Origin of the sequence: Sporotomaculum syntrophicum, from assembly GCF_009932395.1 — a bacterium.
GTDB lineage: Bacteria > Bacillota > Desulfotomaculia > Desulfotomaculales > Desulfallaceae > Sporotomaculum > Sporotomaculum syntrophicum.
Genome location: NZ_LSRS01000001.1, coordinates 103027 through 117266, shown reverse-complemented (window position 1 = coordinate 117266; position 14240 = coordinate 103027). Strand labels below are relative to the sequence as shown.

The window sequence follows — 14240 nt, the reverse complement described above, 5'->3', positions numbered from 1 at the left end:
GGAGGGATGTATATTGAAAGCCATTATTATGGCGGGCGGCGAAGGGTCACGTTTAAGGCCGCTCACCTGTGGAATTCCCAAACCAATGGTTCCGGTAATGAATCGCCCCATCATGACCAGCATCATCGACCTTTTGCGCAAGCATAACTTTACGGATATCGGTGTTACTCTGCAATATATGCCCGAGGCAATCAGCAGCTACTATGGCAATGGCAGCGATTACAATATTAACCTTAAATACTTTATAGAAGAGCAACCTCTGGGTACAGCGGGAAGTGTAAAAAACGCGCAACAGTTTTTAGACGAGACCTTTTTGGTCATTAGCGGCGATGCATTAACTGATTTTGATCTTACCGAGGCGATGGCCTTCCATAGAAGTAAAGGCGCTATGGCTACACTGGTATTAACCAAAGTTCCCTGTCCGCTGGAATACGGTGTGGTCATCACCGGCTCCGACGGCCACATTAAGCAGTTTTTAGAAAAGCCCAGCTGGGGTGAGGTGTTCAGCGATACCGTTAATACCGGTATTTACATTTTAGAACCTGAAGTTTTGGATTATGTGCCGGAGGGTCAAAGTTTTGACTTTAGCAAAGACTTGTACCCCCGGCTGTTGAGTGAAGATAAGCCGATGTTCGGGGTGGTGCTGGACGGCTATTGGTGTGATATAGGTGACCTAAAACAGTATTTGCAGTCTCATAACGATTTTCTGGCGGGCTCTGTAAAACTAGCCCTGCCTGATCAGGAGATTATGCCCGGGGTCTGGGCCGGACGGGATGTGCGCATAGATGACAGCGCCATAATTAATGGGCCGGTACTGCTGGGTGACGGTGTGACCGTAAGTCGAGGAGTTAAAATAGATCAGTATACCGTTATTGGCCCGGGATGCATGATCCAGGACGGCGCTTCAATTAAGCGCAGTGTGCTTTGGGATAATGTATTCGTTGCTCCCGGGGTTAATCTGCGGGGCGCGGTGCTGGGCAGCAGGGTGCAGGTACAGGCCGGAAGCAGTGTCTATGAAGGTGCGGTTATCGGCAGTAATACCGTAATAAAAGAAAGATGTATGGTAAATCCCGATGTCAAGCTATGGCCTCACAAGATAGTGGAAACAGGTTCGGTGGTGCGGGAAAGTATGGTGTGGGGCAGTGGAGCCCCAAGACATATTTTTGGCTTGGAAGGAATATCAGGTATTGCCAATATCGAGATGACCCCTGAATTTGCGTCACGGGTAGCGGCAGCGTTTGCGGACACGCTGGGAGCCAGGCCGCGCGTTTGCCTAAGCAGTGATATTTATTCGCCTTCAAGGTTGATCCGGGATGCCTTAAACTGTGGCCTGCGCTCCGCGGGAGCACAAGTTTACCAACTGCCCGACGGAATTACCCCAATGCATCGTTTTGGCGTGAGCCGGCTGCAATGTGACGGGGGAATGCATGTTAGAATATCTCCCAGACAGCCGGAAGCCGTCAATATAATAATTACCAATTCCCAGGGCGGTAATATTGCCAGAAGCGCAGAGCGCAAAATAGAAAATCTATTGGCCCGTGAAGATTTTAAACGGGCCGGGTTCCAACAAATCACCGAGTTACAGCAGGCACCCGAAATGTCGGAAAGTTACCTGCAGCATCTTATGCGGGATATAGATATAAACGCTATCCGGGCAATGGGACTTAGTCTTGCAGCCGTTTATGACCCCGATTGCTCCGGCCGGTTTTTGGAGTCGCTGTGCCGGGAATTAAATATCAAGCTGGAGAGGCTTAACCTGGATGGACCGGTTAGGATGCCGTTAAACTGGTCCGTGTACAGGGATTACACAGCAAAGGTGTCCGCTGCCGTAACGGATGGTGGATTGTCAATGGGGCTGATTATGGATTCCGGGGCTGATCACCTTACACTTATCGACAACCGGGGGCGCACTGTTCAAGACAATCTGCTGGTGACATTAACCGCCCTGCTGGTATTGCGTTCGCGCGGGGATGCCGTGGTGGTGCCGGTAACGGCTCCCAGGGCGGTTGAACTGCTGGCCGAAAAATTCGGTGCTCGGGTAATCCGCACTAAAACTGCGGTGCAGGATTTTTACGAAAAGCTGGTTGACCAAGACAACCTGGCCGGCCGGGAAAAATCTTCGACATTATCTCAAGCCTTGCTGCATTTCGATGCTCTGGCTACAGTGCTTAAAATTGCCGAGTATTTAGCTGTCCAGAAAATTGATCTGGCCGCTCTGGTTGACGAGATACCGGAATTTTTTATGGAGAACAAAGCCACAGCGGTACCCTGGGCAACCAAAGGGACAGTGATCCGCAGCCTGATTGAGGAGATGCCCCAGGAAAATCTGGAGCTGCTGGATGGGGTAAAGGTATTTCATCCCGATGGCTGGGCTTTAGTGCTGCCGGACCCCGAAGAGCCGGTTTGCCGGGTATTCAGCGAAGGAAGCACGATGGAAATTGCTGAATCACTGGCCGATTTTTATATCGACAAGATCAATAAAATCGTCGGCCCCGTTCAATAAGAAAAGTGTATAAATTCCTAAAGTATAATAGCATAAATAAAGGGAGGCGGCTGCCTCCCTTTTTAATATGCTATTTATTTAATCCAAGGTGAGCCCAACGGAATAACGGTTTTGCCCAAGTGGGTGTTCAGCACTACGCCGGCAGCGGTGTAGAGGGCAAAAATGCCGGCCAGACCCAGCGAGTATCCGGATACGGCGTGCCATGCATGGCCCAGTATACCAAGATCCATCAGGGCAATCACCGGAACAGCTATATCAATTAACAACACCGTAATAATCAGGCTTAATGGTGACTTGAAATACCCGGGTGTCCAGCTTAGCAGCGCTATAGCCAGCGCCGCCCAGGCCCATCCATCTATGCGGGCGTCAAAGGCCCAGCCATTTAAACTTGCAAAGTACTTAAAAAATAGTTCCAGGCTTGTTACCAGCATGAAGAAAGCAGCAAAAAACGTAAACACGTTACCACCCAATATATTGCCGTGGTTGAGTTCCATAATACCTACGAGCAGCTGGATAACAAAACCGCCCAAAAGCCAAAAAGCCAGTAAGATTGTGGCTGAAGAATCTACCTTCCCGGTATGCAGGGCGTAAAAAGTAAAACAAACCATGGCCAGTGCAACCAAACCGGCCGGCGCCGGGTTTGCCGCAGAGTGTTCTTGAGACATAAATTACCTCCTCCAAAATCAATAATCTAAAAATAAAAAATTTTCAATTAATCCGGCGACCTATTTTTACCTCCTTTCATGTTTCTGCACTGGAACGTCAATCATAAATTTGTCTATGCAAAAAACATGTCGGAAAACGGCGAAATGGGCTGATTCAGAATAATTAAAGCTAATTAAAGCAAATTAGAGCATTTTACGAGTATCTTAGAATAATCTAATAGTTAACAAAACAAAAATATTTAATAAACTAAAAGCCCAACCTGGCGAGAGGCTGGGCTTTGTGAACATAAGATACAGTGTAGTCTTTTGTATACTATCCGTTTTCCTGTTAGTAACAGGCATTATGGCTCACTGGTGAATAAATCTGTATTATGAGTATACAGTTGTTAGCTTTTAGCTTTTTTGTACCCAGGGCCATTTGTCCATAAATGTATTGTACATTAATACTGCCATTAAGAAAGCGAACTGGCCGGCTAAAAATCCCATGGTAGGATAACCTAAACCCATATTGTTTGCGCCGTAAGGTAAGAACATAAATGTCTTTAGCCAGACAACGCCACAGATTATACCGCCAACCAGCCAAATAGCAATTCGGGTGCAGATCCTGGCGGCCGCGCCCGGTACCATTGCTGCGCTGGGGTAATCATCAAATAAATGGTGCCAAACCAGCATAAAGACGACTACAGAAAGCTCCAGTGAAGCTACAGCAGCATCTACCGGGGCTCCAGGCAAAAGGTTCAAGGGTTCGACTATAGGCCTGAGTAAATTCGGAATGGTTAAACCGGCAGCTAGAGCAATTAATAACCCGGCAATAGCCATATAAGGCTGTTTCTTGGCAAAAAACTTCATTGGGTAGCCCTCGGCGCCTTCAGCAGGCATAATGGCAAAGAACACAAAAGCCTGGCAAAAGGCTACAAAAGTAGGCCAAGAACCAAAGGGCTGGACAGTGATGTGGTGGCCGTCAATGACCGGATGCAAGAAACTGGGCACAATCAAGGCCATCCAAACTATAAAAGTAACCAAGCTGCTAAAGAAAAGGACACTTAAACCTTCAATGGGTTGTTTTGAAGTACCGGCAAAAGGCCATTTATGCAGTAGAGAAGCAAAAGGAATTTGAGCTATAATAACAGCCAGAGCAAAGAAGTTAGCGGCTTCCCAGCCTTCAATAGCCAGAGCTACATCAGCAGCTGTTTGGGGCATCAACATAAGACCGAGGCTGAAAGGTTTCCACCAAATACCTAAAAAACCTATTAATGCTAAATAAACTAAAATACCGGAAACCCAGGCTACCAGGACATACCAAATGCCTGCCACCGGTTGTTTTGCACCAAATTTGTCTTTTCCATAGTTCCCCATAATAAGAGTTTGCCAGATCCAGGGGTTAATAACCATCCAGAAGAAACTGCCTTCCACCATTACCTGAAGCAGCTTAGCTTGCGTTGCGGCATCAACGGTTGCCAGGCCTTGCGCTGCTAAAGAGGCAAATATCCCTTTCCAGAACATCGACCAGATGGGCCATAATATGATTGCAAATAAGAAACATGTTATCATTGCGGCAATCCCGGTTCCCAGTTGACTGTCAATAATCCGCTTTGTACCGGCCCCCGCCCCAGGTATTATCTGTTTTGATGTACCGGTTGCAGGTTCACTCATTTCATTCCCTCCTTGAAGCTAACCTTTTTCAAACTATTCAATTAATTCCAAAAAAGCCCCTCGGTTTTTTTCCGCAGCAGGCTTCTTTCCCCGTAGTTTCTAGTACCCGCTTAATCTCTTTTGTTTCTTGCATTCCGTTTATACTCCCCCGGGTTATTACCTTATCTTACCGTCCCGTCTATATTTAATTTAACTCTGGTGAAGACATATCCCGGACAATATCACCTCCCTGCGGTTTTTTTAAGCATTATGTCAAAAGCTGATAAGATGATATAATTATATGATAATTATCCAATAAAGTGAACAGTTATTTTCGAAATTATCACACGTTTTTTAAATATATAATTTTTCAATTAATTATTATATATGTTTGAATAAACCCCGGTAAGGGGGCTTATCCGGTAGCGGAATACACTTGACCGGGAGCACTTTGATAATAATTAATATTGATATCCGGAAAAATATTATTTCTATATTCCAAATGGCCTAAGAAACCTTCGTCTATGTTGTTGTTCTTAATCTGGTCATACAACCGCAGAAAGTTTTGTACATGTTGTTTGGTACGCCGTATAGCATATTCCACCATAGTTCCGGTGTACATAATAAAAGCCCAGTCGCTGCTTTGGGCCAGCAATAACTCTCTGGCAGCCTGTTTGATAGCCCGCTGTTTGAGACCGCCGGGATAGGTATTAGCATCCACCAGCTCGGTCATTTTTTCAGCCATAATATGCAAGTGACGGTAAATCCAATCGTTTTCTCTGCACAGCCATACCTCGTTGTAGCCATTATTACCCCAGGTAGAGGGGCAGGGTGTGGCCACCTGGTTGCAGGGGTATTTTTTTAAATAATCATGAGGAGTAATGGTTTCAATGCCGGGAAAGTCGTAATGTGCTTTACGAAGGACCTGTTTTAGCCAGTCGGGTCCTTCAAACCACCAGTGACCAAACAACTCTGCATCATAAGGCGCAACAATGATGGGCTCACGGTCCATTAACGAATTTAAATGCGCTATTTGGTGTTCTCTATTGAACAGGAAGTTACCGGCATGAATATCGGCTTTACTTAGCGCGTTTTCCCTGCAGTAAGGTTGTTTCTCGCAATCTTTACCCGTGACGCGAAAATATTTAATACCGGTGTTGACCCTGATCCCGTCCGGATGAATATACGGCGCAATATAACCGTATTCTAAATCGTGGCCGATATCTCTGTAGTATTCACGGTAATCATAATCGCCGGGGTATCCTTCATTGGAGCTCCAGACCTGTTTGGAGGATTCGATATCCCTGCCGAAAACGGCTACTCCCGTGCGGCAAAAAATAGGCGCGTAAATACCATACTTGGGTCTATGTGACGCATACAGCACCCCGTGAGTATCCGTAAAGAAGTATTTTATATCAAATTCCTTGAGTATGTTATCTACACCATAAGTATAAGCACATTCAGGCAACCAGAGCCCCAATGGCTTATGGCCGAAATGATTGGCATAAAGATCCACGGCTGCACCAACCTGGGCTCGCACTGCTTCGGGTTGATGGATCAGCAGAGGCAGAAAACCGTGTGTTCCCGCACAGGTAATCACCTCTAACCGGCCGCAATCCTGTAATTTTTTAAATGCGGACACCAGATTGCGATGGTATTTTTCAGCAAACAGGTATCTAATGCGATAAAGCCTATCCCTGTACATGACTGCTGTTGGATGAAAGACCGTATCTCTTGTTCGTACCGTTTCTTTTTCTGCAAGTTCGATCAACTTATTAAGGTGCCTCAGGTACCTTTCCTGTAAAAGCCCGTCTGTTAACATGGTTATCAGAGGGGGGGACAGAGAAATAGTCAGCCTGAAGGGAATATTTTCTTCAACAAGCTCATCAAAGGCATCAATTAGTGGTATATAAGTTTCGGTGATAGCTTCGTATAACCATCTTTCTTCCAAAAAATTCTCATCTTCGGGATGTCGTACAAACGGTAAATGTGCATGCAGTACAAAGCAGAGGTATCCTTTACCCAAAATTTACTCCCCTTTATATATCATTATGATTAATTTTTTCGATTCCCCAAACCGGGTGAACTCACATTAACCGGGATAAGGCCCATGTCCCGGCCAAATTCTTTCGATACGGCAGGGGAACTGCCCAAATACATTTGATTGAGGGTGCGATAAATACCTTCAATCCACATCCATTCTTCATCAAATAAGTTGGAAACATCCATACTTGGTGTTTTTACTATATTGGAACGAAGCAAGGTAATAAAAGTACCATCGGGGAAAAGCCTTCCCAGGTCCACACAAAACGAAGAATTGGGCCGCGCCACGTCAATATGCCAGCTATCAACATGCTCATGGATAGAGATGTCGGTAAAATCATTGGCATTAGTACCGTTAAAATCTTCTACGCCTGTGACATCATATACACGTAAAACGGACCGGGAATTATTCCAGGCGTTATGACCATATTGATTGCTAAATTCTTGCTGTTTGGCAGCCGAGATCTCCCAATAAGCAAATATCCAGTTGGGATCGCGCACCATTAGCGTTATGCGATCTTTGCCGTAATTCCAGGGAATAACAGGCATTTCGGGTTTGGCTGCCGGTTGGGGCGGAAAGATTACGGGAATAGCCAGCTCTTCGGCATACTCTTCCCTGGCGGCAATTGGTACATGCCGGGGTACAGGCTTTTTTTGTTTATTCCGGGCCGACCATAAAAAAATAGTCAGGAGTGCTAATATCAGTGCACCTACCAGGACCCAGGTAAAAGATACAATCAATGCAATGCCCTCCTCGTCTGAAATAATTGTAAAAAATATTAAGCTACTTGCGGTAAATCTAATATCTGAATTAGTGAGGGTATATATCACGTTTGAAGCAGCGGATTATATGCGGCGTTTTTTCGGATAGACCTAACATTTCCGCGGCATAATTGTTTTATCCGTGAAGGCTTTTTTTATTATGGCCACAACTCTTTGTGATTATAATGCTTTTATTAAACAGTATTGCCGTAGCTATTAAAAAAATTTTTTATCAGGCAGGTATATTTATCAAAATAATAGAAAAATAAAAGTATTTAAATTATTGGAGTTGAAAAACATGCATTTTGACGTCAAAGAACAGCAAATAAAGGAAATATTAGAGCAAAACAGCACTATTGCTGTGGTTGGGCTTTCCGATAATCCCGCCCGTCCCAGTTACAGGGTAGCCCAATATATGAAGGAACATGGATATCGTATTATACCTGTAAACCCGAATTTAAAAACTGTGCTGGGTGAAACCGCTTATCCCGATCTGTTGTCGATCCCGGACAATGTGGATATAGTTAATGTATTCCGCCGCAGCGAGGATGTACCGCCCATCGTCGACGATGCGCTCAAGATTAAGCCCAATGTCGTCTGGCTGCAGCTGAATATTATCAATCATGAAGCAGCCGCAAAATGCAGGGACGCCGGGGTCGGCATAATCATGGATAAATGCATTAAAGTGGAGCATTGCAGGTTCTTTCCCGAGGAAGTTTAACATGATATATAAAAAAAAAATTATCGAACTGCTGGCCGAACATATACCCAATGCCGAGCCAACCCTGCATTTTAAAAACCCCTTTGAATTATTAATCGCAGTTATTCTGTCCGCCCAGTGTACCGATAAACAAGTAAATAAAACCACGGAGGCGCTGTTTGAGAAATATAAAACACCGCAGGATTTTGCGGCTTTAAGTCAGGAGGAGCTGGCCGAAAAAATTAAAGGCTGTGGCTTATACCGCAATAAAAGCTTGCATATCATTAAAACCTGCAAGATAATATCGGAAAGGTACGGAGGACGGGTGCCAAATGATTTCTTAGCTCTGCAGGCTTTGCCCGGCGTGGGTCGTAAAACAGCGAACGTAGTGCTGAACTTAGCCTTCGGTAAACCTACCTTACCTGTCGATACACATGTATACCGGGTGGCCCGCCGACTTGGCCTCTCTGCCGGCAATACACCACGTATGGTAGAAAAGGATTTAATTGATTTGATCGACGTAACCGAGCGTGGGGTTTGGCACCACCGGTTGATCCATTTCGGACGCTCTGTTTGTACTGCACGCAACCCGAAATGTGCTGAATGTGTAGTGCAGCAATATTGCCAGAGGCTAAAAAAAAATGCGCAAACACAAATAAGGAGACATGATTAACATGCATCTGGTACTGGTGGAACCAGAAATACCGGCCAATACAGGTAATGTGGCCCGTACCTGTGCCGTTACCGGTGCGGAGTTACACCTGGTAAAGCCGCTGGGCTTTTCAGTTGATGACAAGCATTTAAAAAGGGCCGGACTGGATTACTGGCACTTATTAACAATCCATTATCATGATAATTTGGACGATTTTTTTAAAGCTTATCCGGACGGCCGCTTTCACCTGGCGACCACCAGGGGCGGCAGGGTTTATACTGAAGTCCAATACGGACCGGATGACTTTCTGCTTTTTGGCAAGGAAACAGCCGGCTTGCCGAAAGATATTCTCCGGCGCTACCAGGACTATTGCATTCGCATTCCCATGCTAAGCGAAGCCCGGTCTTTAAACCTCTCCAACTCGGTGGCCGTGATACTATTTGAGGCGCTGCGCCAGAACGGTTTCCCCGGCCTGCGGCAAACAGCTGCGGAGCACTTATAAAACCAACCATTGAGAAAAGTGTTATTTTGAGATAAAATTCCCTTGAGAGCAAGGGATTTTTTTGTACTTTATTTTTTTGTACTTTAAGAAAACTATGCTTGACATATTTATGGCAACTAATAAACGACTATATGTTGACGGGGGTTTTAAGATTGTTTGTCCACCTGCACGTACACACCGAATACAGCCTGCTGGACGGGGCGGCCAGGATCAAGAAAGCGGTAAGTTCCGCCGTTCAAATGGGCATGCCTTCACTGGCCATTACCGACCACGGGGTCATGTATGGCGTAGTAGATTTCTACAAGACCTGTAAAAAGGAAAATATCAATCCAATTATCGGCTGTGAGGTGTATGTGGCACCGCGTACCAGGCATGACCGCACACCCCGGGTGGACGATAACCTGCATCACCTGGTACTGCTGGCGGAAAATAACACCGGGTTGAGAAATTTATTTACGCTGGTTTCCCAGGCATTCACCGAAGGCTTTTATTATAAGCCGCGGGTGGATAAAGAGCTGCTGGCCGCTCACAGCCGGGGATTAATCGCGCTGAGCGGCTGTATTGCCGGCGAAGTGTCTTCTTATATCATCAAGGATAATCCTGCCCAGGCAGCGCAAAGCGCGGCTGATTATGTAGATATATTCGGCAAGGATAATTATTATTTGGAACTGCAGGACCATGGTTTTGCGGAGCAAAAAACCGCCAACCGGGGGCTGCTGCAGCTGCACAAGAAAACCGGCATACCGCTGGTGACCACTAACGATGTGCATTATGTTTTTCGGGAGCACGCGGAAATGCAGGATGTGCTGTTATGCGTGCAAACCGGACGGACTGTGGATGACCCCGGGCGCATGAAATTTCAGTCCCAGGAGTTATACTTGAAAAGTGAACAGGAAATGGCCATGCTGTTCGGAGAACTTACCGAGGCGATGGAGAATACCGTCCGCATTGCCGAACGCTGCCACGTTGAGCTGGAATTTGGTAATTTACACCTGCCCGAGTACCGGGTGCCCGAGGGTCATACCCTGGAATCATATCTTCGGGAACTGTGCCTCCAGGGTATAAACTGGCGCTACGGTGGAATAAATGACGACGTGCTTAAGAGATTGGATTATGAACTGGGCGTTATCGGTCAAATGGGCTTTTCCGCTTACTTTTTAATTGTGTGGGATTTTATTCATTACGCCCGGGAGCAGGGCATCCCGGTGGGGCCCGGCCGCGGATCGGCGGCGGGCAGCGTGGTGGCCTATGTGCTGGGCATTACCGAGCTGGACCCGCTCAAGTACGATTTGCTGTTTGAGCGGTTTTTGAACCCCGAAAGGGTGTCCATGCCGGATATAGATATCGACTTTTGCTATGAAAGACGCGGCGAGGTCATCGAGTATGTAACCAGAAAATACGGTGCAGATAAAGTGTCCCAGATTGCCACCTTCGGCACCATGGCTGCCAAGGCGGCCATCCGGGATGTAGGCCGGGCGCTGGGCATGCCCTACGGTGATGTGGACCGCATTGCCAAGCTGGTGCCCAACGACCTGGGTATTTCCATCGAAAAAGCACTGCAGGATTCCCCTGAATTGAGCCAGGTTTACCGGGAAGACGACCAGGTGCATAAGTTACTTGACATGGCCGCGCTGGTGGAAGGTATGCCCCGGCATGTCTCCACCCATGCTGCAGGAGTAGTAATTACCCAGGAGCCCCTGACCCATTACCTGCCGCTGTATAAAGCTGCGGACGGCCCGCTGACCACCCAGTTTGCCAAGGACCCGGTGGAGGAACTGGGCCTTTTGAAAATGGACTTTTTGGGGCTGCGCACCCTGACGGTGATTGCCGATGCGGTGCGGGCGATCGAGCAAAATCATGGTGTAAAAATAAAAATTAATGAAATACCCCTGGACGATCCGCCCACCTTTGAACTGCTCTGCCGCGGCGACGCTGTGGGCGTGTTCCAGCTGGAAGGCAGCGGTATGCGCGCTATCCTGAAAGAGTTAAAGCCCGAGCTGTTTGAAGATATCATCGCCCTGGTCGCCCTGTACCGGCCAGGCCCGCTGGGCAGCGGCATGGTGGATGACTTTATTAAAAGCAAACACGGCGAAAAAAAGGTGGAATACCTGCATCCAATTCTGGAGCCTATTTTAAAGGACACCTACGGAGTAATTCTTTACCAGGAACAGGTCATGCGCATTGCCAGTGACCTGGCCGGCTTTACCCTGGGCGAGGCCGATTTGATGCGCCGGGCGATGGGCAAGAAAAAACCGGAAATTCTGGCCGGGCTGCGGCTCCAGTTTACCGAGGGCGCGGTGAAGAACAATGTGGACGGTGAAATTGCCGGTCAGGTCTTTGATTTAATTGAGTACTTTGCCGGGTACGGGTTTAATAAAAGCCACTCGGCGGCTTATGCGTTTGTTACTTTCCAAACGGCTTATTTGAAGGCCAACTACCCGGTGGAGTTTATGGCGGCGCTACTAACCTCTGTACGGGATAACACGGATAAAGTATCCGCTTATATTGAGGAGTGCCGGCGCATGGGCATTCCTGTACTGCCGCCGGACGTAAACATCAGCGGCGTGGATTTTACCGCAGCCGGCGACAGCATCCGGTTTGGCCTGGCCGCCATAAAAAACGTGGGTTTAAATGCGGTTAAATCCATCATTGAAGCCAAAGAAAAAGGCAAGCCGTATACCTCTTTTGCCGACTTTTGCCAGCGGGTGGACACCCGGGTGGTCAATCGCCGGGTGCTGGAAAATTTAATTAAGAGCGGCGCCCTGGATTCCCTGGGCCACCGACGCTCCCAAATGATGGCTGTGGTCGACGCGGGACTGGGACTGGCCCAATTGACCCAGCAGGATCGCCAGAACGGTCAGCGCTCATTGCTGGAATTTTGGGGGGAAGAGGTTAAACAAACGCTGTCCCTGGATATGCCAAATATTCCTGAGTATACTTCCAGTGACCTGCTGGCTATGGAGAAAGAATCCCTGGGCTTATATGTGAGTGGGCACCCCCTTGATCAATACCGGGAAACCATATTAAGACGGGCCACACACCAGATGGTGAGCTTGAAGGAACTGGAGGACCGCAGTGAAGTGGTGGTGGGAGGCATGCTCACCATGGTAAAGAGAATCACCACCAAAAAAGGAGATAATATGGCCTTTGCCAACCTGGAGGATTTGTCCGGCGCGGTGGAGCTGGTTATTTTCCCGCGCACCTACCAGCAATGCGCTTCGCTGCTCAAGGTGGACAACCCGGTGCTGGCCAGGGGAGTAACCAGTATCAATGGGGAAGAGGTTAAAGTCCTGGTTAATTCACTGGAAACGATGACTTTGAGGAAATATGGCGAGCTGTTTATCAAGTTTGAAGATACCTCTCTTGAAACCCTCACCAAGGTGCAAGCGGTTTTATGTACTCATCCCGGTGAATGCCCGGTTTACCTGTACTTTCCCGTGGATAAAAAACTTGCGCTGGCGGATCGCCGCTTTTGGGTTAACCTGGATTCCGATGTTGTACAGCAGTTAACCGGCCTGATGGGGCCGGAACAGGTAAAAATAAAGGATACCCCTGCAAAACTTGAAGCTTGTCAAACCTAAAAGGTCATGTTAGAAAATTAAATTATTTGCAAAAATTTAATATCCGGGTGTTACTCTGGATATTTTTTGATATATAATTGTTATGGTAAATAATAGCTGGTGATATCCAGGCGCAATTTTGGTGAAAATATTACTGCATATTAAAGTTGTGATAGTAAAAAGTACTATTGTTAAATAAACATAATTAATCTAAGCGAATGTGCTTTGAGGGATAAAGTCGTGAAGGAGGTACACTTGTGCAGCGAATTGCTGTTTTAACCAGCGGGGGGGATTCCCCGGGTATGAACGCCGCCATCCGGGCCGTGGTAAGAAAGGCAATCTACCATGGTCTGGAAGTTATCGGCATAAAAAGGGGTTACAGCGGTTTTATTGAGGCCGATATGTGGCCGATGGACCTGAGCTCGGTAGGCGATATCATTCACCGGGGCGGCACAATTTTGCGCACCGCCCGTTCGGAGGAATTTAAAACTTCCGAGGGCAGAAAGAAAGCCTATCTTAATGTACAGCGCTTCGGCATCCAGGGCCTGGTGGTTGTTGGCGGTGACGGTTCTTTTCGAGGAGCGGAAATCTTTAACAGTGAATATAATTTGCCCGTGATCGGCGTACCCGGCACCATCGATAACGACATCACCGGCACCGAATATACCATAGGGTTTGAAACCGCCACCAATACAGTACTGGATGCGATAAATAAAATACGCGATACCGCTACTTCTCACGAAAGAACTTTTATACTTGAGGTTATGGGCCGGGAGAGCGGGTGTATTGCTTTAATGGCCGGTCTGGCCGGCGGTGCGGAATCAATCCTCATCCCGGAGCTCAGGTACAGTATAGATGAAGTTTGTGAAAAACTTATCCGTGGTTATAAACGGGGTAAGCTGCACAGTATTATCATTGTTGCGGAAGGTGCCGGAAGGGGCCTTGATATAGGGAAACAAATCAGTGAGAAAACCGGGCTGGAAACCAAGGTCACTATTTTAGGCCATTTGCAGCGGGGCGGTTCCCCGACGGCCTTTGACCGCAATTTAGCCAGCCGGATGGGTTCCAAAGCTGTGGAGGCACTTATGGAAGGTTACCGCAAACACATGGTGGGTATAGTGGCGGATAAAATTGTGATCAGCCCGTTGGATGCTGCATTTAAGGGCAAAAGGACCATCGATCTGGAGATTTATAACCTGGCTAATATACTATCCATATAGG

10 protein-coding genes are annotated in these 14240 nt (G+C 47.3%); 6 read left to right on the top strand and 4 right to left on the bottom strand.

Annotation, left to right across the window (positions count from 1 at the left end):
* Nucleotides 1-13: 13 nt before the first annotated feature.
* Nucleotides 14-2503: a sugar phosphate nucleotidyltransferase gene (locus tag SPSYN_RS00640; RefSeq protein WP_161820576.1), complete on the top strand. Its 2490-nt coding sequence runs from the start codon at nucleotides 14-16 to the stop codon at nucleotides 2501-2503.
* A 74-nt stretch (nucleotides 2504-2577) separates the two neighbouring features.
* Here SPSYN_RS00640 and SPSYN_RS00635 read toward each other — a convergent pair whose 3' ends face one another.
* The 4 genes from SPSYN_RS00635 to SPSYN_RS00620 form a co-directional block, all read right to left on the bottom strand.
* Nucleotides 2578-3168 (bottom strand): acetate uptake transporter family protein, encoded by a 591-nt coding sequence (locus tag SPSYN_RS00635; RefSeq protein WP_161820575.1) that lies wholly within the window; start codon nucleotides 3166-3168, stop codon nucleotides 2578-2580.
* 393 nt (nucleotides 3169-3561) lie between these two features.
* The gene (locus tag SPSYN_RS00630; protein WP_161820574.1) at nucleotides 3562-4821 is read right to left on the bottom strand and encodes a hypothetical protein; all 1260 of its coding nucleotides are present in this window, start codon (nucleotides 4819-4821) and stop codon (nucleotides 3562-3564) included.
* 394 nt (nucleotides 4822-5215) lie between these two features.
* Nucleotides 5216-6826: a glycoside hydrolase family 57 protein gene (locus tag SPSYN_RS00625; protein WP_161820573.1), complete on the bottom strand. Its 1611-nt coding sequence runs from the start codon at nucleotides 6824-6826 to the stop codon at nucleotides 5216-5218.
* Between the two features lie 29 nt (nucleotides 6827-6855).
* Entirely contained in the window at nucleotides 6856-7584 is a 729-nt protein-coding gene (locus SPSYN_RS00620; protein ID WP_161820572.1) for a DUF4912 domain-containing protein, read from the bottom strand.
* Between the two features lie 319 nt (nucleotides 7585-7903).
* Here SPSYN_RS00620 and SPSYN_RS00615 point away from each other — a divergent pair, with 319 nt between their 5' ends.
* The 5 genes from SPSYN_RS00615 to pfkA all read left to right on the top strand — a co-directional run bounded on the left by SPSYN_RS00615 (nucleotide 7904) and on the right by pfkA (nucleotide 14239).
* Nucleotides 7904-8326, top strand: coding sequence for a CoA-binding protein (locus tag SPSYN_RS00615; protein WP_161820571.1), 423 nt, complete (start codon nucleotides 7904-7906; stop codon nucleotides 8324-8326).
* 1 nt (nucleotide 8327) lies between these two features.
* Nucleotides 8328-8978: an endonuclease III gene (nth, locus tag SPSYN_RS00610; RefSeq protein ID WP_161820570.1), complete on the top strand. Its 651-nt coding sequence runs from the start codon at nucleotides 8328-8330 to the stop codon at nucleotides 8976-8978.
* Nucleotide 8979: 1 nt separating this feature from the next.
* On the top strand, nucleotides 8980-9459 hold the full coding sequence (gene trmL, locus SPSYN_RS00605; protein ID WP_161820569.1) for a tRNA (uridine(34)/cytosine(34)/5-carboxymethylaminomethyluridine(34)-2'-O)-methyltransferase TrmL: 480 nt from the start codon (nucleotides 8980-8982) through the stop codon (nucleotides 9457-9459).
* A 131-nt stretch (nucleotides 9460-9590) separates the two neighbouring features.
* A complete protein-coding gene (locus tag SPSYN_RS00600) occupies nucleotides 9591-13040 on the top strand; it encodes a DNA polymerase III subunit alpha (protein ID WP_202623703.1) in 3450 nt (1149 codons plus the stop codon).
* A gap of 236 nt (nucleotides 13041-13276) precedes the next feature.
* Complete coding sequence (pfkA, locus tag SPSYN_RS00595) at nucleotides 13277-14239, top strand: 6-phosphofructokinase (RefSeq protein ID WP_161820567.1); 963 nt, start codon at nucleotides 13277-13279, stop codon at nucleotides 14237-14239.
* The last annotated feature ends 1 nt before the right edge of the window (nucleotide 14240 follow it).